General features: G+C 73.6%; 20 protein-coding genes. 12 read left to right on the top strand and 8 right to left on the bottom strand.

Translation table 11 applies throughout. The features are described 5' to 3' along the window. The first annotated feature begins 125 nt into the window (after nt 1–125). Both FHU30_RS12960 and FHU30_RS12955 read left to right on the top strand, forming a co-directional pair. The gene (locus tag FHU30_RS12960; RefSeq protein WP_253875259.1) at nt 126–2,066 is read left to right on the top strand and encodes an AbeC-like domain-containing protein; all 1,941 of its coding nucleotides are present in this window, start codon (nt 126–128) and stop codon (nt 2,064–2,066) included. Nucleotides 2,067–2,081: 15 nt separating this feature from the next. Continuing rightward, nucleotides 2,082–2,435, top strand: a complete 354-nt coding sequence (locus tag FHU30_RS12955; protein WP_253875257.1) for a DUF5955 family protein — start codon at nt 2,082–2,084, stop codon at nt 2,433–2,435. Nucleotides 2,436–2,473: 38 nt separating this feature from the next. Here the strand turns inward: FHU30_RS12955 and FHU30_RS12950 are convergent, their stop codons facing one another. Both FHU30_RS12950 and FHU30_RS12945 read right to left on the bottom strand, forming a co-directional pair. Next, nucleotides 2,474–3,436: a hypothetical protein gene (locus FHU30_RS12950; protein WP_253875255.1), complete on the bottom strand. Its 963-nt coding sequence runs from the start codon at nt 3,434–3,436 to the stop codon at nt 2,474–2,476. A gap of 802 nt (nt 3,437–4,238) precedes the next feature. Then, complete coding sequence (locus FHU30_RS12945) at nt 4,239–5,972, bottom strand: hypothetical protein (RefSeq protein WP_253875253.1); 1,734 nt, start codon at nt 5,970–5,972, stop codon at nt 4,239–4,241. A gap of 413 nt (nt 5,973–6,385) precedes the next feature. On the opposite strand from FHU30_RS12945, the gene FHU30_RS12940 reads away from it, so the two are divergent. From FHU30_RS12940 to FHU30_RS12930, 3 genes are all read left to right on the top strand, one after another. After that, on the top strand, nt 6,386–7,636 hold the full coding sequence (locus tag FHU30_RS12940; RefSeq protein ID WP_253875250.1) for a MurT ligase domain-containing protein: 1,251 nt from the start codon (nt 6,386–6,388) through the stop codon (nt 7,634–7,636). Continuing rightward, a complete protein-coding gene (locus tag FHU30_RS12935) occupies nt 7,626–8,354 on the top strand; it encodes a type 1 glutamine amidotransferase (RefSeq protein WP_253875248.1) in 729 nt (242 codons plus the stop codon). The genes FHU30_RS12940 and FHU30_RS12935 overlap by 11 nt, the downstream gene beginning before the upstream one ends. A gap of 133 nt (nt 8,355–8,487) precedes the next feature. Further along, nucleotides 8,488–9,909, top strand: coding sequence for a purple acid phosphatase family protein (locus tag FHU30_RS12930; protein WP_253875246.1), 1,422 nt, complete (start codon nt 8,488–8,490; stop codon nt 9,907–9,909). 141 nt (nt 9,910–10,050) lie between these two features. Here the strand turns inward: FHU30_RS12930 and FHU30_RS12925 are convergent, their stop codons facing one another. Next, nucleotides 10,051–10,413, bottom strand: coding sequence for a DsrE family protein (locus FHU30_RS12925; RefSeq protein ID WP_253875244.1), 363 nt, complete (start codon nt 10,411–10,413; stop codon nt 10,051–10,053). Nucleotides 10,414–10,628: 215 nt separating this feature from the next. Between FHU30_RS12925 and FHU30_RS12920 the strand changes: the two genes are divergently transcribed. The 4 genes from FHU30_RS12920 to FHU30_RS12905 all read left to right on the top strand — a co-directional run bounded on the left by FHU30_RS12920 (nt 10,629) and on the right by FHU30_RS12905 (nt 13,642). Further along, complete coding sequence (locus FHU30_RS12920) at nt 10,629–11,129, top strand: heme-binding beta-barrel domain-containing protein (protein WP_253875242.1); 501 nt, start codon at nt 10,629–10,631, stop codon at nt 11,127–11,129. A 340-nt stretch (nt 11,130–11,469) separates the two neighbouring features. Next, the gene (locus FHU30_RS12915; protein WP_253875240.1) at nt 11,470–11,907 is read left to right on the top strand and encodes a Fur family transcriptional regulator; all 438 of its coding nucleotides are present in this window, start codon (nt 11,470–11,472) and stop codon (nt 11,905–11,907) included. 44 nt (nt 11,908–11,951) lie between these two features. Next, complete coding sequence (ygfZ, locus tag FHU30_RS12910; protein WP_253875238.1) at nt 11,952–12,944, top strand: CAF17-like 4Fe-4S cluster assembly/insertion protein YgfZ; 993 nt, start codon at nt 11,952–11,954, stop codon at nt 12,942–12,944. 167 nt (nt 12,945–13,111) lie between these two features. Beyond that, nucleotides 13,112–13,642, top strand: coding sequence for a hypothetical protein (locus FHU30_RS12905; RefSeq protein WP_253875236.1), 531 nt, complete (start codon nt 13,112–13,114; stop codon nt 13,640–13,642). A 17-nt stretch (nt 13,643–13,659) separates the two neighbouring features. Here FHU30_RS12905 and dtd read toward each other — a convergent pair whose 3' ends face one another. Next, complete coding sequence (gene dtd, locus FHU30_RS12900; protein ID WP_253875234.1) at nt 13,660–14,085, bottom strand: D-aminoacyl-tRNA deacylase; 426 nt, start codon at nt 14,083–14,085, stop codon at nt 13,660–13,662. Nucleotides 14,086–14,104: 19 nt separating this feature from the next. On the opposite strand from dtd, the gene FHU30_RS12895 reads away from it, so the two are divergent. After that, complete coding sequence (locus FHU30_RS12895; protein ID WP_253875232.1) at nt 14,105–14,926, top strand: beta-keto acid cleavage family enzyme; 822 nt, start codon at nt 14,105–14,107, stop codon at nt 14,924–14,926. Nucleotides 14,927–15,025: 99 nt separating this feature from the next. After that, complete coding sequence (locus FHU30_RS12890) at nt 15,026–15,988, top strand: asparaginase (RefSeq protein WP_253875230.1); 963 nt, start codon at nt 15,026–15,028, stop codon at nt 15,986–15,988. Nucleotides 15,989–16,078: 90 nt separating this feature from the next. On the opposite strand, the gene FHU30_RS12885 is transcribed toward FHU30_RS12890, so the two are convergent. The 4 genes from FHU30_RS12885 to FHU30_RS12870 all read right to left on the bottom strand — a co-directional run bounded on the left by FHU30_RS12885 (nt 16,079) and on the right by FHU30_RS12870 (nt 20,402). Beyond that, a complete protein-coding gene (locus FHU30_RS12885; RefSeq protein WP_253875228.1) occupies nt 16,079–17,356 on the bottom strand; it encodes a CynX/NimT family MFS transporter in 1,278 nt (425 codons plus the stop codon). Next, nucleotides 17,343–18,122: a FadR/GntR family transcriptional regulator gene (locus FHU30_RS12880; RefSeq protein WP_253875226.1), complete on the bottom strand. Its 780-nt coding sequence runs from the start codon at nt 18,120–18,122 to the stop codon at nt 17,343–17,345. Before FHU30_RS12880 ends, FHU30_RS12885 begins: the two co-directional genes overlap by 14 nt. Nucleotides 18,123–18,225: 103 nt before the next feature. After that, entirely contained in the window at nt 18,226–18,501 is a 276-nt protein-coding gene (locus tag FHU30_RS12875) for a hypothetical protein (protein WP_253875224.1), read from the bottom strand. A gap of 125 nt (nt 18,502–18,626) precedes the next feature. Beyond that, nucleotides 18,627–20,402 carry a DUF2207 domain-containing protein gene (locus FHU30_RS12870; RefSeq protein WP_253875222.1) on the bottom strand — a complete coding sequence of 592 codons (1,776 nt, stop codon included), beginning with the start codon at nt 20,400–20,402 and terminating at the stop codon, nt 18,627–18,629. Nucleotides 20,403–20,443: 41 nt separating this feature from the next. On the opposite strand from FHU30_RS12870, the gene FHU30_RS12865 reads away from it, so the two are divergent. Next, the gene (locus FHU30_RS12865; RefSeq protein ID WP_253875220.1) at nt 20,444–21,595 is read left to right on the top strand and encodes a neutral zinc metallopeptidase; all 1,152 of its coding nucleotides are present in this window, start codon (nt 20,444–20,446) and stop codon (nt 21,593–21,595) included. Nucleotides 21,596–21,615 lie beyond the last annotated feature (20 nt).

Raw genomic sequence — 21,615 nt, 5'->3', positions numbered from 1 at the left:
CGGCGCCGTCCCGGCCCGACGATCACGTGGCCAGGTGTGGCTGCTTCGTCACGATTTCGCAGCAAGCCTCCCGGCGCACGGCCCGGCCGGTTACTTTTCTGCTCTGCGCCCCGCAGGGAGGTCGGATGGTCACCGCGGTCGAAGGCGAAGCACCGGCGTTCAAGCACGTCCGCCGCGAGCCCGGCGGCGGCGCGCGGACGCTCCAGAACACCACGCGCTACCTGTGCGCCGCCGTGTACCTGAACCGGGCGGTGTGCGCGGCCGTCATCGACGAGCACCTGCACGACCCGCACCGCGCCGTCGTGCCGTCGTTCGGCTACGACCTCGAACCGGTGATCCGGCACGCGCTGCGCGCCCGGCGCCTGCGGCTCTTCCGCGACCTGCTGCTGATCGCGGGATGGGTGGCGCTGCTGGTGGTATCGCCCGTGCTCGTCCCGCTGTACGCGGCGGTGCTGCTCGCCCCGGCGATCGCGACCCGCGTCCCGTGGGGCGCGCTGAGCTGGCGGCTGCGGTTCTTCGTCGCATGGGCGCTGATCGGGCTGTTCGTCGGCGCGATGGTGCTGTTCTGGCTCTTCGTCGTCCTGCTGTCCGCCCTCGGGCACGTGATCGGGACGCAGAACGGCGGGCAGAACGGCGTCATGCAGCGGGTGTTCTCGCTGGCGCTGGAATCCACCGGCCCGATGATGATCCTGGTGACGCTGTACTTCTTCGGCGTCTACTTCGGGCACCTCATCGCGGTGCTCGCGACCCTCGCGCGCCACCTCGGGCCGGGCGCGACCGGCCCGGGCCCGAACGTCGGCAGCGAGCGGGTGCGCGCGCTGCTCGAACGGATCGGCGCCGCGCAGTTCGGCAACATCACGCTCTACTCCGGCGACAACCCGTTCCTCGGCGCGGGGGAGATCGCGTCCAAGCTGTCGCACTCCTGGTCGGTCGTCCTCGAACTCGACCGGCCCGGCGGGACGCTCCTGGACGACGAGGAGCGGCCCGATCCGCTGTCGCAGCACGCGTCCGTCCGGCCCGACCCGACCGTGATGCACGACCGGATCAAGCGCAGCGTCCTCGCGATGCGCGAACCGTGGCCCTCGCCTCCCGGCGCGACCGCGGCACAGGCGATGCCGACCGCGGGCGATGGCATCGTCGCTTTCATGGGCGCAGGGCCGGGCGCTCTCGCGGGCGGGGGGCCGAGCGCGCCGCTGCCCGAGCGCGAGCGCGTCTCCGGACTGAACATCGGCTGGCACGTCGTCGCGCCCGGCTTCTGCGAGCAGCGCCCGCGCCCGGTCTCCGAGACCGACCCGACGCTGCTCAAGGGCCACCCACTGATCGACGCGGCCGCGCGGGTGCCGTTCACGGTCGCGGACAAGGACGCGGTGGACGCGATCGTGCACCACCCGCAGGCCACCGTCCGCTGCTACCAGCGGATCACCGTCGGCGCCCGCTGCCAGCCCGTCATGAGCCGCCGCGGGCGCGCCCTCGCGCCCGGCGCCGACCGCGACATCAACCTCAGCACCTTCGTGTACCTCGCCGTCGAGGGCCGGATGCTCTACGCGCAGTTCGTCGCGACCGTGCTCCCGCCCGTCCGGCCGGAGTACCAGGTCGTGGACCTGCTGCCGGACTGGAGCGGCCCGCACCTGGCCTGGAAGGCGGTCCGGATCGGCTGGCTCGGCGCGTTCGCGTCGCTGCTGCTGCCCGTCCCGCGCGCCGCCGCGATGCTCTGGTGGATGGCGCGCGGCGCCTGGCAGGCGAACACCGCCGGCGACCCGACCACCCGGATCGCGCGCGACTACGGCGCGCGGCTCAGCGTCCGCGAGCTGGTCGCCGACACGGGCTTCCACGACTTCCTGCAGCTCACCGACGTGGACAAGTACACCCGGCTGATCGAGGAGCGGGTCAACGCGGCGCTGCTGGACTACCTCCAGGAGTGCGGCGTGGACGTGTCGGCCTACCGCGGCCAGATGGCGACCATCCTCAACCAGGGCGTCATCATGACCGGCGGCCAGGTCAGCGGGCAGATCTCGGTCAGCGGACGCGGCTCGCGCGTCCGGCAGGCCCAGGGCGTCAACCCATAAGCGGAGGGATAGGCCATGCGTGACGACCGCGGCGTCCACATCAGCGGGAAGGCCCGGGTCACCGGGCAGATCTCGACCGGCGACAATTCCACCCAGATCCAGGGCGGCCGCCCGTCCGGCGCGGACGACGCGACCGCCGAGGCGCTCGACCTGGTCGAGGACCTGCTGGACGAGCACGAGGCCGACCTCCCGGACGCCGCGCGCGCCCGCCGCGACCTGGCCGACGTCCGCGAGGAGTCGGAGTCGGACGACCCGGACGAGGACCGCATGTCCGGCGCCCTCGCCCGCCTGACCCGCCGCGTCACCGGCGTGACCGCGCTGACCGAAGCCGTCCACGCACTCGCCGGGCAGCTCGGCCTCGGCAACTAGACGTCCGGTTCGGCGGGCGGCCGCTTAAGCCGGGTGGGCTAGATGCCGGCTTCGGTGCGCGGGGAGAGGTTCGCCTTCCCCGCGACCTGGTTCCAGTAGCCGATGAACTCGCGCTTGGCATCCGTAGCCTGCTGGTTCACGTCTGCCACGTCGTCATCGGACGGGCAGCCCGGCGACAGCGAGATGTACTTCTGGTTGGACGCCACGGACGCCTCCAGCGCGCGGACCAGCGCGTCCTTGAGCTGCTGCCCGTTGTCGAGCGCGCTGACCTCCAAACCCTGCGCGGTGGACAGCTGCGTCTGGCGCTCGCCGCGGATCTGCTCCAGCCCGGACGTCTCGCAGCCGCCCGTCAGGACGGACTGCAGCTCGCTGCGCGTCGAGGCCATCTGGTCCAGCAGCGCGTTCACCTTGCCCGCCTGCGCCTGCAGGTCGCCGCTCGGCGACGGCGACGACGGCTGGGTGGACGGCGTGTCGGACGGCTGGCTCTGCGTCGTCGCGGACTGCGTCTGCTGCGGCGTCGTCGGGGTGTTGTCGCCCGCCCGGTTCGCCTTGCTGGACCCGGTCGGCCAGAACACGATGCCGAGCGCGACCGCCGCGAGGACGACCAGCCCGGTCGCGATCAGCAGGTACGGCGGCTTCTTCTTCTGCGGCGGAGGCGGGCTCCACACCTGCGGCTCGGCCGCCCACGGCTCGGGCGACAGCGTGATGGTGTGCTCGCCGGGCGGCCCGGCGGGCGGCGGGGGAGGCGCGGCCTGCCAGCCCTGCTGCTCGGCGCCGCCCCACGGCTCCGGCGGCGGCCCGTACGCCGCGCCCGGATCGGCGGACGGCGTCCCCGCGTCATAAGCGGTCGGCGGGGACGAGTATCCGGCGTCGAGCTCAGTAGGCGGATGCCCGAAATCCGGCGGCGGCGATGCGGCATGCCCCGCCGGATACGCCGGGTCGTAGCCCGCAGGCGCGGACGGATACGGCTCGGCCGGATAGGGCTCCGCGGGATAGGGCACGGGCACATGCTCCGGCCCACTCGCACCAGGAGCTCCCGAACCACTCGCACCAGGAGCCGCCGGGCCACTCGCACCGGGGGCCGCCGACCCGCCTGCACCGTGAGCCTCGGGCGCGCCGCCTGGGGCCTCCGGCTCGGAGGGCCACGGAGGCGACGGCGGCCAGCCGTCCTCGCGCCGCGTGGCGTCGTCGGCGGACGGTGTCGCGCCGCTGTTGAGCGGCGCGGCGCACCGGGTGCAGTAAGGCAGCGCCGGGGTCGTGTCGCTGTCGCAGGCAGGGCACCGCATGCAAGCCCCTCACCGTCGGGTCCGTCGCGAACACCGTACCGTGGCGCGCCGCGCATCGGGCGCCCACCGCCCGCGCCGCGACCGCCTTGTGACCACCCCTGACCACCGTCGGCCACCCCACCCGCAGCAAACGCGCCGGACGCGCGCGGCTGCGGCTCAGATGCGCCGCGTGGTCGGATGCGCGCGGACGTGCACGAGACGCGCGTCCGGCCTCGTCCGCAGACGAGGCCGGACGCGCAAGGCAGAAGCCCGGTTGCGGGCTAGGGCCTGTTTCGAAGTGGTCTCGGCCACGCGCGCGAACGCGTGACCAACCCGGCGGAGCGAAGCCGAAGGCGAGCGGAGCCGGGTTGATCGCGAAGCGATGCCGCGTTCGCCGAGGCACGGTCACGGAGCGAGCCGCTAGGCGAGCGCAGTGGGTCGTGACTGCGTAAGCACGCCGCTAGGCGAGCGCAGTGGGTCGTGACTGCGCAAGCACGCCGCTAGGCGAGCGCAGTGGGCCGTGACTTTGAAACACGGGTCAGACGCCGGTCCAGTGGCGGGCGGGCTGGCCGGTCTTGCGGGCGACGGGGTTCCACAGTTCGACGAAGGACTTCTTGGACGAGGTGGCGCGGCGCTCGGCGTCGGCGCGCCCGGGCGCGTGCGCGGCGTCCGGCTTCGGCTTGCCCTTGCAGCCCTTCTGCGACTGGGTGGCCCAGGTGAGCAGGGCCTGGTCCACGTCCAGCGAGGCCTGGAGCGAGTCGTGCAGGGACGCGCGCAGCTTCTCGCCGTTCGACAGCTTGTCGACCTTGAGGGCGGCGGTGCGCTTGAGCTGGTTCTCGCGGCGCTGCGCGACCTGCTTGAACGAGTCGGTCGCGCCCGCGAGGTCCTGGCACTTGCGGGACTGGCCGAGGCCCTTGACCAGCGTCCGCTTGGTGTCGGCGCTGGCGTTGAGCACGGCGTTCACCGCGCCCGCCTGCTCGCGCGCGGCGTCGTCCGCGGGGAGCTTGCTCTTCTGCGCGACCGGCGACTTGGACGAGTTGGGCGACGAGCCGCCCTTGCCGCCGCTCGGCCACAGCACGACCACGACGGCGATCACCGCCGCCGCGACCAGCGCGCCGACGCCGATCAGCAGCGGCTTGCTCGGCTTCTTGCCTGTCTTGGACGGCGGACCGCCTTGGAAGCCTTGCTGCCCGAACCCGCCGCCCTGGTCGAACCCGCCGCCTTGACCGAAGCCCTGCTGCTGTTGTCCGAAACCCGCGTCCTGCCCGAAACCCGCGTCCTGGCCGAAGCCTTGCTGCTGGCCGAACCCGGCGTCCTGCCCGAAGCCCTGCTGCTGGCCGAAGCCCGCGTCCTGACCGAACGCCTGCTGCTGTCCGAAACCGGCGTCCTGGCCGAAGCCCTGCGGCTGGCCGAAGCCGCCGCCCTGGCCGGCGCCCGCGTCGAGCATGGTGGTCGGCTGCTCGTTGCCGGGCTGGCCGAAACCGCCCTGGACCGGAGGCGGCGGCGACTGCTGCCAGCCCTGGTCGGCCATGGTCTGCTGCGGCTGCCACTGCTGCGGGCCGGAGTCCTCGGCCGGGCCCTCCGGACGGCGCGGCTTGGCGTACCAGGACTCCGGGACGATCGACTCGGCCGGGTTCTCGGCCGCGCCGTCCTGCCAGTTCTGCTGGGCGGCGGAGATCGCGGACGACGGCGCGATGATCGTCTTCATCTCGGCCGGGTGCGGGTCGGCGGGCCCGGCCTGCTGGTGCTCGCCGGACTCGGCCGGGTCGAACACCCACGCGGCGGTGGACTCGGGGTCGACCGAGGCGGGCTGGGACGCGGCCCACGCCGGGACCGGCGGCGGAGGCACGTCACCCCCGCCCTGCCCGTTCCCGGAGGACCCGGACAGCCCGTTCCCGGAGGACGGCGAAGAGTCAAGGGAGGTAGGCGCGGACAGCGGCATGCCGCCCTGCCCGCCACCGAACCCGGACGGCGACGCGCCCGGACCCGGGACGACCATCGTCCGGTCGCCGAACTCCTCGCCGCCGCCGTTCTGGGACGGGCCGCCCTGCGCCAGGCCGTTCTGGCCGAAGCCGTCGTTCTGGCCGAAGCCGTTCTGGCCGAAGCCGTTCTGGGCGGACGCCATGCCGTGGTCCTGCACGCCGGGGTTCGGGAAGCCGGCGTTCTGCGCACCGCCGGGGTTCTGCGCGGCCGCCGCACCCGTGGGCGTTCCGCAGTTCGTGCACCTGTCGAGCGTCCCGGCCGTGGTAGACCCGCACGTCGGACACTGCATCGCTCAGACCTCGCTTGTCGCCGCTTCGCACGCCTCGCGGCCCACGCCCTCCTCGGGGCGGACCTCCCCACTCCGGCCGCGGGGTTCCGACAAAAGGTACTGCGTACCACCCGCCGCGTACGCGGTGACGGGAATCCGCGGGGCCTTCCGTTCGGCCGCCGTCGCAACGTCACCGGGGCTGGCACCGAATCACGACATGTCGTTCACGGTCAAGGCGGACCGCCGAGGTTTACCCGAACCACGTGTGATGCTCGTCGCATTCCCCGTCCTCCGCGTCGCGCGCCGGGATCGGACGGCGGGACGCGACGCGGCGGCGCGTGATCGTACCCACGCCGAGTCCGGCCCGGTACCGACTACCCTCGGGAAGGTCGCTGAGGCGCCCCAGAGACACGCATACAGAGAAGACGGAGTCCATGAGCGATCTTCCGCTGCGTTCGCAGCTGGCCGTCGCGCTCGGTCGTACGGCCGCGAAGATGTCCCGGATGGCGGGCAAGGGGGACGGGTCGGTGATCGGCGGGAAGGTCGGTCTCAAGCTCGACCCCGAGCTGCTCACCCGGCTGTCCCGGGACCGCAAGCTCGTCCTCGTCTCGGCCACCAACGGCAAGACGACGACGACCCGGCTGATCACCTCGGCGATGACGCCGCTCGGGGAGGTCGCCACCAACGCGTTCGGCGCGAACATGCCCACCGGGCACGTGTCCGCGCTCGCGTCCGCCCCGGACGCCCGCTACGGCGTGCTGGAGTGCGACGAGAAGTACGTCCCGATGGTGCTGCGGGAGACCGGCGCGAACGTCGTCGCGCTGATGAACCTGTCCCGCGACCAGATGGACCGCGCCGCCGAGATCTGGCTGCTGGCGGGCAAGTGGCGCAAGTCGCTGTCCGAGGCGCCGAACACCCACGTCGTGGCGAACTGCGACGACCCGCTGGTGACCTGGGGCGCGGCCACCGCCAAGTCGGTGACCTGGGTCGCGGCGGGCCAGCACTGGCGCGAGGACTCCTGGTGCTGCCCCGAGTGCGGCGGCCCGCTGGACCGCCAGGAGGGCGAGGAGAACTCCGACTGGGCCTGCCGCCAGTGCCACTTCCGCCGGCCGCGTCCGGACTGGGTGCTGCACAACGGCGCGGTCTACGACCCGCAGGGCCGCGCGTTCCCGCTGGACGCGATCCAGCTGCCGGGACGAGCGAACCGGTCGAACGCGGCGGTCGCGCTCGCCGTCGTCGCGCAGTTCGGCCTCCCGCCGGAGCAGGCGCTGCCGCTGCTGGCGACGGTGAAGTCGGTCGCGGGCCGGTACACCTCGGTGGAGGCGCAGGGCCGGACGCTGCGGCTGCTGCTCGCCAAGAACCCGGCGGGCTGGCTGGAGGCGTTCGACGTGCTGAAGCCGGCGCCGTCGCCGCTGATCCTGTCGATCAACGCGCAGGGCCCGGACGGCCGGGACACCTCCTGGCTGTGGGACGTCGACTTCCGGCTGCTGCGCGGCCGCCCGGTCTGGGTCACCGGCGAGCGCCGGATCGACCTGGCCGCCCGGCTGGAGGCCGCCGAGGTGCCGTTCACCGTGGTGGACGACGTGGAGCAGGCGATCCTCGCCGTCCAGCCGGGGCACCTCGACGTGATCGCCAACTACACCGCCTTCCAGAGCATCCGAACGAGGTACGGCCGTGTCGTCTGACCGCTTGAAGATCGTCTGGATCTATCCGGACCTGCTGTCCACCTACGGCGACCAGGGCAACACGATCGTCCTGGAGCGGCGGGCCGCGCTGCGCGGCATCCCGACCGAGACCGTGAACCTGCGCTCGGACGAGCCGGTGCCCGCCGACGGGCACATCTACCTGCTCGGCGGCGGCGAGGACCGGCCGCAGATCCTCGCCGCGCAGCGGCTGCGCGCCGACGGCGGGCTGCACCGGGCCGTCGAGAACGGCGCGGTGGTGTTCGCGGTCTGCGCGGGCTTCCAGATCATCGGGCACGAGTTCGGCGGGGACGAGGGCCAGCCGCTACCGGGCCTCGGCATCCTCGACATCCGCTCGGGCCGCGGGCAGCAGCGCGCGGTCGGCGAGGTCGTGTCGGACGTCGCGTCCGAGCTGCGCGTCCCGCGCGTGACCGGCTTCGAGAACCACCAGGGCGCGACCAGCATCGGCCCGAACGCCCGCCCGTTCGGCAAGGTCGTCTCGGGCATCGGCAACGGCGACGGGCAGGGCTTCGAGGGCGCCTACAGCGGCCACGTCCTCGGCACGTACATGCACGGCCCGGCGCTCGTCCGGAACCCGGCGCTCGCCGACCTGCTGCTCCGCTGGGCGGTGGGCCAGGAGCTCCAGCCGGTCGACGACTCCTGGGCGGGCCGGCTCCGCGAGGAGCGCCTCGCGGCCGTCCTGGGCGCGCCTACCGAGTAGGCACCTGCCGGCCGTCGCTGCGAGCGACGGGCGGTCGGCCCGAACCCGGCGTTCTCCGGCCGTCCCCTCGCGCGGGGGCGGCCGGTTCCGTTTGGGTCTGGCGGGGTTCACGGGCCGCTGCCACAGTGCGTCCATGATCTGCTGCGCGGCGAGCCGCCGCGACGTGCTGCGGCTGAGCGCGGTCGCCGCCGGGTTCACGCTGGTGCCGTCCGCCGCGAGTGCCGCGTCGCCTTCGAGCGTCCGGGCGGTGAACCTGGAGCTGGTCACGCTGACCGAGACCGGCGCCGTCCTCACCTGGTACACGGGCGCGCCGGGCACCGACGACGGGCTCGGGCGGATGCGGCCGGCGGCCGCCGACGCCGAGGTCCGGTACGGGACGCATCCGGCGCGGCTGAACCGCGTCGCGCACGGGCCGTCCGGCACGGCGTACCACCACGTCGAGCTGCACGGACTCGAACCCGGGCGCACCTATTACTACAAGGCGCTGTCGCAGGGGCGCGCCGCGTCCGAGACGCCGCTGAACGGCGGGCACGCGGCCGGGACGCCGCGCGGCGACGGGGTCTTCGCGTTCACCACGCCGCAGCCGCCGCCGGGACGGTTCCTGTTCGCGGTCGCGCTCTGCAACGACCTGCACCTCGGCGAGACCGTCGCGGGCCTGGTCGGCGGACTGCCGTGGATCAAGGGCATCTCGCAGGTCCCGGGCCACCCGCCCTACCCGGAGATCATGGCGACCGCGCTGGTGGACGACGCGAAGGCGCGCGGCGCGACGCACCTGCTCGCCGCCGGGGACGTCAGCGCCGAGGCCGCGCCCGGCGACCTCGCCCGCGCCAAGGGCCTGCTCGACCGGTTCGGCGCCTACGGGACGGACTACCTGGTCACGCGCGGCAACCACGACCGGGCGCACGACGGGCAGCCCACCTGCACGCCGGGACGCTGGCAGGGGAACGACTGCTTCGGCGACGCGTTCTTCCAGGGCCGTCCGACGTACTTCTCGCACGAGCTGAACGGCCTGCGGATCATCGGCCTCGACACCTACGACAAGCCCGGCAACGGCGGCGACTCGGGCGGACTGGGCCGCGAGCAGCTCGCCTGGTTCCAGGACGAGCTGGCCCGCGATCCGGACCGTCCGACGCTGGTCTTCGGCCACCACCCGCTGTTCACCGAGAACGACCCGCTCGCCGTCACCGGGACGCACTCGCTCGACGCCGGGCAGTCGCTGCAGATCCTCGCCGCTTACAACCGGACACCCGGCGTCCTGCTCCACCACGCCGGGCACACCCACCGGAACCGGCGCTCGGTGTTCCCGCTCGCGCCCCGGGTCGTCCAGCAGGAGGTCGCGGCGGTCAAGGAGTACCCGGGCGGCTTCACGCTGCTGCGCGTCCATTCCGGCGGGTACGCGCTCAACTTCTACAAGACCCGCGCGCCGCTCGCCCGCGAGTGGAGCGAGCGCAGTAGGCAGGAGCTCTCCGGCGCCTGGCCCCGCCTCTCCTTCGGCGACCGCCTCACCGACCGCAACACCACCACCCGCCGAGACCTCTCAGGTCTCCGCGCTTGATCCCCGCACCCGCCGACCCGCGCTCCAGACCGCCCCACGCGCTTGATCACCCCGCGCGCGCGCCAGCCCGCGCGCTCGCTCAGTCCGCGCGCGTGCTCAGTCCGCCCGGCTTGATCAGGCGCAGCCTGATCAAGCCGCGCGTCAGTAGACGAGGGCTTGGACGCCGTCGGCGGTGATCTCTTCTACGAAGGTGGGGGCGCCGGCGATGCGGATGCCGGGGATCACGTCGTCGGGGCCGATGTCGCGGCGTCCGGCGCACTGGGTGCAGAGCGTCACGCGGCCGGCCGACATGATCACCTGGAGCAGCTCGTCCAGCGGGGTGGCGAGGGGCAGCTCCAGCTCCTTCGCGCGGCCGGGCAACGCGTACCAGGCCGACTCGCCGGTCAGCCACAGCGAGACCTCCAGCCCGCTCGCGACGGCCGCCGCCGCGACCGTGAACGCCTGGTTCACCCGCTCCGGGCCGTCCGCGCCCGCCGTCGCCTTGATCACCAAAGAACGCGCCATACCGGGCACTGTAGCCGGGCGCGGCGCCGCGGCCCCGCCCCCGCGCCGGGCTAGGGTGGTGCGCCATGGGCGGACTGGTGAACGCGGGCGTGCTCGTCCTCGCCTGCGCAGGCATGGCGGTCGCCGCGACCCTCCTGGTCGTCCGGCTGTTCCGGCTGCGCTGACCCGGCGGCATGGCGGGCGCGCGGGCGCGGGCGGGCGATAGATTTGCGGGCATGGAGCCTGAGCTGCACGACGACCTCAAACCGCTGGAGTTCCTCCTGGGCACCTGGAAGGGCGCCGGGGTCGGCGACTACCCGACGATCGAGGCGTTCAACTTCGGCCAGGAGATCACCTTCGGCCACAACGGCAAGCCGTTCCTGATCTACTCCAGCCGGAGCTGGCTGATCGAGGCGGACGGCACGGTCGGGCGCCCGCTGTCCACCGAGACCGGGTACTGGCGGCCGCAGCCGGGCAACCGGCTGGAGGTGACGCTGGCGCACCCCACCGGCATCGTCGAGATCTACCTCGGCACCATCGCCTTCCACCAGGTCGAGCTGGCGACCGACGTGGTCGCCCGCACCGAGACCGCCAAGGAGGTCAAGGCGGGCAAGCGGCTGTACGGGCTGATGCCGGAGAAGAACGGCGCGCGCGACCTCGGCTGGGTCTACGAGATGGCGGCGATGGGCCAGCCCCTCCAGGCGCACCTGTCGGCGCAGCTCAAGAAGGCCGACTGACCGGGAAAGGCACTGGCGGAAGACATAAAGCGACCCCCGAACCTTCCCGCCGGGTGGCGGGACGACGTACAGGACTGATACGTCGGTCCGGGGGCCGGGTAACTGCCTGGTAATCGCCGGTCACCGTCCGATGACCGGCGGCCTCCGTACGAGACGGCGGCGCCGCGGCAGGACGGCGACTAGCGGACAGTCACCTCGCGAGTCCCAGAATCAACCATTTCTTGGACCACCTCCTTTCGCGCGTGCCGCCAAGCTATGCGAACGTCCCGCGCGGGGGCAAACACTTTTTCCGGACGGTTTCCCGCACTGCCCCGCGGGCCCGGCGGCATAGGATGCGGGCATGGCCGACACGTGGCAGGAGGAGCTGCGGGCGAAGGGCTACCGGGTCACGCCGCAGCGGCAGCTCGTGCTGGAGGCCGTCACCAAGCTGGAGCACGGCACGCCCGAGGAGATCTGCACGGAGGTCCAGCGGACCGCGCGCGGAGTCAACATCTCGACCGTCTACCGGACGCTGGAGCTGCTGGAGGAGCTGGGCCTGGTCAAGCACGCCCACCTCGGCCACGGCCCGCCGAACTACCACCTCGCCGCCGAGGCGCAGCACATCCACCTGGTCTGCCGCGACTGCGGGCGGGTGAACGACGTCTCCCTGGACGCCGCCGCGGGCCTGGCCGCCGGACTCGACCGCGACCACGGCTTCGAGACCGACGTCCAGCACCTCACGGTCTACGGGCGCTGCAAGGACTGCCGCGCCCTCGGCCCGGCGAAGCCCGGCCATTAGGGCGGGCCATTAGGCGGGCCGTCCGGGCGAATAGTCTGGGCGGCATGGAGAGCCCGCTGTTGAAGCTGCACGGGGCCGTCGCCGCCGACGCGCCCGACCAGGAGATCGCCGCGCACTACGGGGACCCGGTCCGCGAACAACGGCTGCTCGAAGCGGGTAAGGCGTTCGTCGACCGCAGCAACCGCGGCGTCCTGAAGGTCTCCGGGCCGGACCGGCTGTCCTGGCTGCACAGCCTGCTCAGCCAGCACCTGGACGCGCTGGAGCCCGGTGTCGCGACCCAGGCGCTGCTGCTGACGGTCAACGGCCACATCGAGCACCACCTGCACCTGGTGGACGACGGCGAGGCCGTGTGGATCCACGTCGAGCCGGGCACCGCGCCCGCGCTCGCCGAGTTCCTCAACCGGATGCGCTTCTTCCTGCGCGTTGAGGTGGAGGACGTCTCGGACCGGTACGCCGTGATCACCGGCCCGTCCGGCGACGCCGCGTCCGAGGGCGTCTCTTTCCCGGACGTCGCGGGCCTGACCACCCGGATCGTCCCGCGCGCCGAGCTGGGCGAGGGCGACCTGCCCCCGGCGGGCCTGTGGGCCTACGAGGCGCTGCGGATCGCCGCGCACGTCGCCCGCTTCGGCCTGGACACCGACCACCGGACGATCCCGCACGAGATCGGCGTGATCGGGACGGCCGTCCACCTGAACAAGGGCTGCTACCGCGGGCAGGAGACCGTCGCGCGGGTCGAGAACCTGGGGCGCCCGCCGCGCCGCCTGGTCTTCCTGCACCTGGACGGCCACGCCGACCGCCTCCCGGCCGCCGGCGACCCGGTCGAGATCCCCGGCGGCCGCCAGATCGGCTTCGTCGGGACGTCCGCGCGCCACCACGAGCTCGGCCCCATCGCGCTGGCCCTGGTGAAGCGCAACACCCCCGTCGACGTCGAGCTCACCGCCGGCGGCGTGGCCGCGGCGCAGGAGGTCGTCGTCCCGCCGGACACCGGCGCCAACGCCAAGATCGAGCTGCGCCGCACCGCCGCCGACCGCGCCTAGCCGCCGCGCCGCGCCACCCCGCGCCCCACCGCACCGGGACCGCGCCGTCGCGCGCGTGCCGGGCATGCCGAAAGGCGCGTAGAAACCTGGCCAGAGGGGCAGAATCGTCCTCACGGGAGCGGTGGCCGTCCGAGGGGCCACCGCCTCCCCAAGGAGGTGGTCCGCCCGTGGCCGGAACTCCGGGAGACGAGTACCCCCCGAGCCGTGCGCCCGAGGACGGCGACCTCTGGGTGGGCGGGCGCGGGCCGCGGCGGCGGCGTCCCAAGCGGGAGCACCCCGCCGTGTGGTGGACGGGGTTCGCGGTGCTGGCGCTGCTGGCCTGGCTGGCCGGCTCGTGGCGGCTCGCGCTCCTCGTCCTGGCCGCGTGGTGCCTGTACGAGTTCCTGCTGATCCCGACCGTGTGCCGGGTGATGACCGAGCAGGGCTACCCGTGCCGCGAGCCGGTGCGGGGCCGCCCGTTCGCGTGCGGCCGGGATCACCAGGCGTACAAGAACGAGGGGATCATGCGGCTGCTCGGCGTGCGCCGCCCGGCCCGCGACACCGCCCCGAGGAACGCGCCCGGACGGGACGACCGGGTGCTCGTCCACTCCCGCGCCGCCCGCTCCCGCCTCGCCCAGGCCGACCAGGTCTGCCTGAGCCTCGCGGGCGCCGGCACGGTCATCGCCCTCGCCGGCATGATCTACGGCTTCGGCGCCTGACGCCCCCAGAGCACGCGTCAGTACTCCAGGATCACCGTGATCGGGCCGTCGTTGACCAGCTCGACCTTCATGTCGGCGCCGAAGACGCCCGTCTCGACCTTGGCGCCCAAGGCGCGCAGCTCGGTGACCACGGCCTCCACCAGCGGTTCGGCCATCGGGCCGGGCGCGGCGGCGGTCCACGTCGGGCGGCGGCCCTTGCGGGCGTCACCGTAGAGCGTGAACTGGCTCACCACCAGAAGCGGCGCGCCCAGGTCGGAACAGGACTTCTCGTCCTCCAGGATCCGCAGCCCCCACAGCTTGGCGGCGAGTTTCGCGGCCTTCTCCGGCGTGTCGTCGTGGGTCACGCCGACCAGGACCAGGAGGCCCGGCCCGTCGATCTCCCCGGCGACGCGTCCCCCGACGGTCACGCTCGCCCTGCTCACCCTCTGGACTACCGCACGCATGACACGCCATTCTGCCTGCATGGGAGCAATGACGCTCATCACGGTGGCCCCGACCGGGGCGGAGTCGGCGAAGGCCGACGTCCCGGCACTTCCCGTCACCCTGGACGAGCTGGTACAGACGGCCAAGGAATGCGAGGCGGCCGGAGCCGCCGTCATCCACGTGCACATCCGCGACGACGACGCGCGGCCGACGCTGGACCTCGCGCGGCTGCGCGACACGGTCCAGGCGCTCCGGGAGAGCACCGGCCTGATCGTCCAGCTGTCCACGGGCGGCGCGGTGACCGACCCGTACGAGAACCGGCTGCGCGTCCTGGACGCCGAGCCGGACGGGTGCTCGCTGACCTGCGGGACGGTCAACTTCGGCGACGACGTGTTCATGAACCCCTGGCCGTTCATGGCGGAGCTGTACCAGCGGACGCAGGCGCAGGGGGTGGTCCCGGAGTTCGAGCTGTTCGACCTCGGGCACATCGCGTCCCTGCACCGCCTGCTGGACAAGTACGGCGCGCCGTTCGGCGGGCACGTCCACTGCGACCTGGTCATGGGCGTCCCCGGCGGGATGCCCGGCGACGCGCGGACGCTGGTCGCCGCGGTCGAGGCGCTGCCCGAGGGCGCGTCCTGGTCGGCGACGGGCGTCGGCCGCACGTCCCTGCCGGTCATGTTCGCGGCGCTCTCCGCCGGCGGGCACCTGCGCGTCGGCATGGAGGACACGCTCACCTTCGCCAAGGGGCGGCCCGTGACGGCGAACGCGGAGCTGGTCGAGCGCGCCGCCGAGCTGGCCCGGCACGCCCAGCGCCCCCCGATGACCGCGGCGGAGGCGCGCACCTTCCTCGGCATCGCCTGATCCACGAGAGCCGAACACCCCCACCACCTGGTCCGGGTGGTGGGGGTGTTCGGGTATGAGTGGGGGTGAACTGTCTTAATTGTGGGGGTTGTTGTGACGATGGTGTCCACGCCTGTCCTGGTCGAAGTGGAGCGCTCCGGCTTCGTGGAGTCGCGGCACCGCGGCAGCGCGGTGGGGCTGGCGGCCGACGGGACGACCGCGGTGCGCGCCGGCGTCCCGGACGAGCCGATCTTCCCGCGGTCGGCCAACAAGCCGATGCAGGCGGTCGCGATGGTCCGCTCGGGGCTGCCGCTCGACGGCGAGCTGCTGGCGATCGCGGCGGGCAGCCACTCCGGCGAGGACTTCCACGTCGAGGGCGCCGAGCAGATCCTCGCCGCCGTCGGACTGACGGCCGAGGCGCTGCAGTGCCCGGCGCAGTGGCCCCTGGACGAGGCGGTCGCGCTGGACGTGGCCCGGCGCGGCGCGGGCCGGTCCCGGCTGCGGATGAACTGCTCCGGCAAGCACGCCGCGATGCTCGCCACCTGCGTCGCCGCCGGATGGTCCACCGACGACTACCTCGACCCGTCGCACCCGCTCCAGGTCGCCTCGCGCGAGGCGGTCGAGCGCCTGGCGGGGGAGAAGGTCGCGGCGGTCGGCGTGGACGGCTGCGGCGCGCCGCTGTTCGCGCTGTCGGCGACCGGTGTCGCGCGGGCGTTCCGGGCGCTGGTGACGGCCGACCCGGGCACGCCGGAGCGCAAGGTCGCCGACGCGATGCGCGCCCACCCCGCCTGGACGTCCGGGACCCGGCGCGAGGAGCGCCGCCTGATGGAGGCCGTCCCGGGCTTGCTGGTCAAGTGCGGCGCGGAGGGTGTGGACGCCTTCGCCTTCGCGGACGGGCGCGCCGGAGCGATCAAGGTCGACGACGGGTCCATGCGGGCCCGGACGCCGGTCACCGTGGCGCTGCTGCGCGCGCTGGGCGTCGAGCCCGCCGACCCGTCCGTGCTGGACGAGCTGGCGACCGTCCGGCTGTACGGCGGCGAGGCGGTCGTCGGCGAGATCCGCGCCACCCCGAACCTGTTCTGAGCCCACGCGGAAGCCAGGGTGGCCCTTCCCGGGGCCACCCTGGCTCTCGCGCCGTTCTGGAACGTTCCAGAATCGCCTGCGTGCCGGGGGTCAGTCGAGGACGCGTCCCCGGCCCGCGCCCAGACCCGGGACGATCTCCAGCAGCGCGATCGCGACCACCAGCGCCACCGGGACCGTCCAGCCCGAGGTCGCGTCGTGCAGCGCGCCGATCAGCAGCGGCCCGAGCGCGGAGATCAGGTAGCCGACGCCCTGCACCATCCCGGACAGCTGGGCTGCGGTCGCCGCGTCCGGGGAGCGCAGCCCGATCATCGACAGGGCCAGCGCGAACGACGCGCCCTGGCCGAGCCCGAGGACGGCGACGAACAGCCACATCCCGCCCAGCGGCGCCCAGGTCAGCCCGGCGAACCCGGCCGCCGTCAGCACCCCGACCAGGACCGCGATCGGCCGCTGGTCGCGCAGCCGCGCGGTGAGCAGCGGCAGGCACATGTTCCCGACGATCTGGATCAGGCTGGACGCGGCGGTCACGAAGCCCGCGCTGCTCTCCGACAGCCCCCGGTCGGCCAGCAGCGTCGGCATCCAGGCGAACAGGACGTACGCCAGCGACGACTGGAGCCCGAAGAACAGCGTGATCTGCCAGGCCAGCGGCGACCGCCACACCTTCCGCGCCACGTCGCGGTGCGCCGCCGCCGGAGCCGTCCCGGCCGCCTCCCGGCGGACGCGCAGCATCCGCGGCAGCCAGGCGACGGCGGCCAGCACGGACGGCACGACCAGCAGCGACAGCGGCACCCGCCAGCTCCCGCCGGTCGCGTGCTCCAGCGGCACCGACAGCCCGGACCCGAGCGCCGCGCCGCCGCTGAGCGCGACCGTGTAGAGCGCGGTCACGGCGGTGATCGAGCGCGGATGGTCCCGCTTGATGATCCCGGGCACCGCGATGTTGCCGATGCTGATCGCCATCCCGGCGACCAGCGACCCGGCGAACAGCGCGCCCGTGAACGGGATCATCCGCAGCCCGATCGCCGCGGTCAGCGCGACCATCGCCACGACCAGCAGCGTCTCGGGACGGAGCGGGCGCCGCAGGAACGCCGCCAGCAGCCCGTACGAGCCGAGGAACATCAGCGGCAGCGTCGTGAGCGCCCCCGCGGCCGTCCCGGAGAGGTGCAGGTCGCCCCGGATCTCCCCGACCAGCGGCCCGACGGCCGTCAGCGCGGGCCGCAGGTTGACCGCGACCAGGACGATCAGCACCAGCCCGCCGACGACCCCGACCGTCCAGCGGCTCCCGGTCTCGGGCGCGGGGGTCGCCCTCGGTGTCTCGCTGATCTCTTCTGTTCGCGTCGCGGACGGGGGATCGGAGCCTTCACGCAAGGTCATCGGGGGTCTCCATGCCGGTCTCGTGGGTCTCCGGGGTCTCCGGGGGCTCCGGGGTCTCCGGGGGCTCCGGGGGCTTCGGGCCGGAGTCGGGGGCGCCGAGGGCGTCCAGCGCGGTCAGGGTGGGCTCGATGATCGTCCGGGCGGCGCGCTCGGCCGCGTCGGGGTCGCGGGCGGCCACGGCGGCCAGGACGGCGCCGTGGGCCTCCTGGGTGGCCTCCAGGGAGGTGTCGTCGGCGCGGAGCGCGGTCATCGCCTCGCCGAGGCGGCCGGCGAAGTACCGGTACGCCTCGACCAGCAGGGGGTTCTTGGCGGCCTCGACGACGCCGAGGTGGAAGCGCGCGTCGGCCTCGCCGAACTCGCGCTCGTCCGCGGCGGCCCCGCGCGCGGCGAGCAGCCGTTCCAGGCGGGCGAGGTCGGCGTCGGTGCGGCGGCGGGCGGCCAGCCGGGCGGCCTGGACGTCGTAGGCGAGCTGCACCTCGAAGACGTCGATCAGCCGCGAGCGCGCCACGCCGGTGAGCATGGGACGGGGATCGACGCGGCTCCGCACGTACGTCCCGTCACCGCGGCGCACCTCCAGCACGCCGATGTGCGAGAGCGCGCGGATCGCCTCCCGGACGGCCGGACGGCTCACGCCCAGCTCGTCCGCGAGGTGCAGCTCGCCGGGCAGCCGCTCGCCGACCTTCCAGCCGCCGCCGGTGATCTCCGCTTGGAGCTGGTCCAGCACGGCGTCCACGGTGGAGCCGCTGGGGACGGGGTTGAGGGCCATGCCACCTCCGCAGGTCAGATGTCAGACATCTTACCGGCGGGGGGAACGCGCACGAAGGCCCGGGTCGGCGCGACCCGGGCCGGTGCTGAAGCGTGCGCTGGACTCAGTGCTGGGCGCGGTCCTTGTAGTCCTCGGGGACGGCGGGGTCGCGGCGGGTGCGCTGGGCCGGGCTGCCCTCGATGATGCCGCCCTTGACCGGCCCCCGGTCGGAGCTGCCGCCCCGGAGGCGCTGCGAGCGGACGCGCTTGCCCGAGGCGTAGCGGGTCAGGCCGATCCAGACCAGGAGCGACAGCCCGATGATGACCGGGCCGAGGATCAGCCAGTAGTTGTTCCCGACGTGGTGGCCGGCGGCGACGCCGGTGAAAGCGATGGCGAGCACAGGTGACACCTCCTCCACCAGGGCCCCTACCCCGAGCGCAGGCTTCAACCATTTCGCCCAAGAACCCGCAAAACGCCAAGGCCCGCGTCCCCGGGGACGCGGGCCCTGCGAGGGGAAAGGAGCGGCTACATCCCGCGGGACTGGGAGATCGAGCCGGACGTCGCGAGCGTGAAGGTGCGCATGGACTCGGCGAAGCGGGAGAGGTCCCATTCGGCCGGGCCCTCGTACCAGTAGAGGTTGTCGGCGCCTTCGGCCCGCACTCCGGCGTCCTCGACCGTCCGGGCCCAGCGGTCCACGACGTCGAAGACGACGGCGTAGGGCAGGAACCGCGAGAACAGCGCGATCCGCTGCTGGGACGGCATGTCGGCCTCGGGCAGGACGCCGCGCTCCAGGAAGGCGCGGAAGCCGATGGTGTGCGCCAGGACGGTGGAGCCACGCGCGGTCTTGGCGGGCATGTACTGGCCGCCGTACGCGAGCGCCGCGCCCGCGACGATCACGGCGAGGCCGACGAGCGCCAGGTCGGTCGTGACGGCGAGGACGACCGTGGCGATGATGCCGAGGCCGGTGAGGGCCATGCCCGCGATCGTCCAGCGGGACCGGACGGTGTCGGGGCGGCGGGCGAACCAGCCCTGCTCCACCACGTCGTCGTACATCGCCGCGCGGACGCGGGCGAGCTGCGTCGCGAAGGTGCCGCCGAGCGCGGACAGCTTGACCGCCTCGCGGCCGTCGAACAGTGCGCCGAGCAGGATCCTCTCGTAGCGCAGCAGGTCGGCGTCGCCGCCGGGGCGCTGGAGGCGGCGCAGCGTCCAGTCGAGCCGGCCGGTGGCGGCGAGGTCGTCCTCCTCGATCAGCAGGTGGCCGCGGACGGCGAGGTCGACGATGGTGGCGGTGACGTCGATCACGTCCGCCTGCTCGTCGATCAGCGTGCCGACCTGGCCGGGGCGGACGCCGTTCGGCGGCTCGAAGTGCTCGCCGGTGACGTGCGCCTGGTCGCCCTCGGCGGCCTTCTTGCCGACGACTCGGGCGTCCCGCCCGCGCAGCATGTAGAGCAGGACGATGCCGCCGACGAGCAGCACCAGCAGGGCGCCCAGCGCGGACGCGGTGACGCCGTTCACCGAGAACGCGGTCGCGGCGGTGTGCCGCCGCTCGAACAGCGCCTTCCCGCCGGTCGCCCCGGCCGGGAGCCCGACGACGACGGTGAGGTTGTCGTCCGGGAGCATCTGGCTCTGGCTGAACAGGCCCTGCGTGTGCGTGTGGTTCGTGTAGTACTGCGTGCAGCCGACCGTGCTGTCGAGCGCGCCCGCGAAGCAGTTGACGTTCTGCACCATGGCGGGCGCGTCCACCGTGGCGCGCGCCTGCCCGACCGGGACCTTCCAGCCGCCGACGGCCGTCCAGTGGAACTCCTCGGCCTGCTTGAGCTGCGCGACCGCGCCGCGCACGTCGTACTCCAGCAGGACGGTGTGCTGCCCGGACGCGGCGCCGCCGGTCAGCTTCACGGTCGTGGTCGTCCCGGACGAGGAGACCGCGGCCTTCGCCGGCCCGCCGTCCGGGCTGGACGCCTTCAGGTTCCCGATCTTCCAGACCCGGTCCTCGGTGACGCTGGAGTGCGTCCGGGTGGTGAAGACCCGGTCGAAGCCGGCGCTGGTGAAGTCGTAGACGATCGTCTCGCGGACGTGCGCGGTGCCGCCCTTGCCGATCGTGATCGCCGCCTCGTCCTTGACGACGCGGTCCGACAGCCGCAGGGCCGCCGCGGGGCCGGAAGCGGCCGCGGCCGTCCCGCCGGAGGCGTGCTCGGCCGTCGCGGAACGCCCTGCGGCGGCCTGCGCTGGAAGCGCGAGCGCGGCGGACAGAACGGCGGCGAGTGGCAGGGAGGCGACCAATGGCCGCAGGCGACCCAACATGGCGGCAAATGGTAGCGGGCCCGCCCGTATAGTTCTCCCCTATGGCTGGTCATTACCCCCCTCCGGCCGGACGGCCGGGGCAACCGCCGTACGGTCCGCCCCCGCAGGGGCCGCCCTACGGGGGGCCGCCGCACGGCGCGCCGCCCCCGCCGCCGTACGGGGCTCAGCCACGTCCCGCCTACGGCCCGCAGCCGGGATACGGCCCGCCGCAGAGGCCGCAGGGCCCGCCTCCGCAGTACCGTCCGCAGCCCTACCCGCAGGGCGGTCCGGTCGCGTACCGGTACATGCCGCCGCGCCGTCCGCCGCGGCGCAGCGCGGGCGGGACGGTCGCGGGCGTCATCGGCGGGTTCGCCGCGCTCGGTGTGATACTGATCGTGGTGCTGTCGGCCGTGTCGTCCCACCACACCAGCGTGTCGACGGGCGGCGGCGTGACCGCCAGTGGCCAGGGCAGCGGCAGCGGCGCGCCGCAGACCGCGACCCGCGCGACCGCGACGAACAACAAGCTGTACACGTCCGGTTCGCTCGCCTCGGTGAGCTGCCACCTGCCCGCGCTGGACACCGGGTCCGACTCGATGCGGCGCTTCATGAACCAGCTGAGCGACTGCCTCGACGCGACCTGGAAGGCCCAGTTCGGCAAGATCGACGAGTCGTTCGCGCCGCCGAACCGGGTGTTCTGGCTCACCCCGGGCACCAGCCCCTGCGGCAACTACCCGGCGCCCGGCTCGTCGGCGTTCTACTGCCCGGCGAACAACACCATGTACGTCGGGCTGAAGCACGTGATCGAGACGTCCGGGGACGAGTCGGTCGCGCACTTCGCGGTGTTCGCGCGGGTCATCGCGCACGAGTACGGCCACCACGTGCAGGACCGGGCGGGCATCCTGCTCTACGGCGACCACCTCATGGACCAGAGCGACCCGCTCGGCCGCGCCGAGGCGAGCCGCCGCATCGAGCTCCAGGCCCAGTGCTTCGCGGGCGAGTTCCTCGGCGCGAACAAGTCGTCCCTGCCGCTGACGCAGGACCAGTACACCGCGCTCGTCCTGGACGTCCAGGGCCGCGGCGACGAGAACCAGCCCGTCGACAAGCGCGACCACGGCTCCGGCAAGCACTACGCGGGCTGGGTCGTCCGGGGCATCAAGAACCAGGACCTGTCCGTCTGCAACACCTGGACGGCCCCGTCCAGCGCGGTCTCCTGACCCGCCGCCCCCGGCGGCCC

The sequence above is a fragment of the Actinomadura rupiterrae genome, assembly GCF_024172125.1.
In the GTDB taxonomy this organism is placed as follows: domain Bacteria; phylum Actinomycetota; class Actinomycetes; order Streptosporangiales; family Streptosporangiaceae; genus Spirillospora; species Spirillospora rupiterrae.
Note: the sequence above shows the minus strand (reverse complement) of the source record. Positions and strands in the feature narration are given on the sequence as shown.

What these genes read in the sequence shown, in the direction of transcription:
- FHU30_RS12960 (WP_253875259.1), top strand. Translation starts at nt 126, where the DNA reads ATGGTCACCGCGGTCGAAGGCGAAGCACCGGCGTTCAAGCACGTCCGC.
- FHU30_RS12955 (WP_253875257.1), top strand. Translation starts at nt 2,082, where the DNA reads ATGCGTGACGACCGCGGCGTCCACATCAGCGGGAAGGCCCGGGTCACC.
- FHU30_RS12945 (WP_253875253.1), bottom strand. Translation starts at nt 5,972, where the DNA reads ATGCAGTGTCCGACGTGCGGGTCTACCACGGCCGGGACGCTCGACAGG.
- FHU30_RS12940 (WP_253875250.1), top strand. Translation starts at nt 6,386, where the DNA reads ATGAGCGATCTTCCGCTGCGTTCGCAGCTGGCCGTCGCGCTCGGTCGT.
- FHU30_RS12930 (WP_253875246.1), top strand. Translation starts at nt 8,488, where the DNA reads ATGATCTGCTGCGCGGCGAGCCGCCGCGACGTGCTGCGGCTGAGCGCG.
- FHU30_RS12925 (WP_253875244.1), bottom strand. Translation starts at nt 10,413, where the DNA reads ATGGCGCGTTCTTTGGTGATCAAGGCGACGGCGGGCGCGGACGGCCCG.
- FHU30_RS12920 (WP_253875242.1), top strand. Translation starts at nt 10,629, where the DNA reads ATGGAGCCTGAGCTGCACGACGACCTCAAACCGCTGGAGTTCCTCCTG.
- FHU30_RS12915 (WP_253875240.1), top strand. Translation starts at nt 11,470, where the DNA reads ATGGCCGACACGTGGCAGGAGGAGCTGCGGGCGAAGGGCTACCGGGTC.
- ygfZ (WP_253875238.1), top strand. Translation starts at nt 11,952, where the DNA reads ATGGAGAGCCCGCTGTTGAAGCTGCACGGGGCCGTCGCCGCCGACGCG.
- dtd (WP_253875234.1), bottom strand. Translation starts at nt 14,085, where the DNA reads ATGCGTGCGGTAGTCCAGAGGGTGAGCAGGGCGAGCGTGACCGTCGGG.
- FHU30_RS12895 (WP_253875232.1), top strand. Translation starts at nt 14,105, where the DNA reads ATGGGAGCAATGACGCTCATCACGGTGGCCCCGACCGGGGCGGAGTCG.
- FHU30_RS12890 (WP_253875230.1), top strand. Translation starts at nt 15,026, where the DNA reads ATGGTGTCCACGCCTGTCCTGGTCGAAGTGGAGCGCTCCGGCTTCGTG.
- FHU30_RS12885 (WP_253875228.1), bottom strand. Translation starts at nt 17,356, where the DNA reads ATGACCTTGCGTGAAGGCTCCGATCCCCCGTCCGCGACGCGAACAGAA.
- FHU30_RS12880 (WP_253875226.1), bottom strand. Translation starts at nt 18,122, where the DNA reads ATGGCCCTCAACCCCGTCCCCAGCGGCTCCACCGTGGACGCCGTGCTG.
- FHU30_RS12870 (WP_253875222.1), bottom strand. Translation starts at nt 20,402, where the DNA reads ATGTTGGGTCGCCTGCGGCCATTGGTCGCCTCCCTGCCACTCGCCGCC.
- FHU30_RS12865 (WP_253875220.1), top strand. Translation starts at nt 20,444, where the DNA reads ATGGCTGGTCATTACCCCCCTCCGGCCGGACGGCCGGGGCAACCGCCG.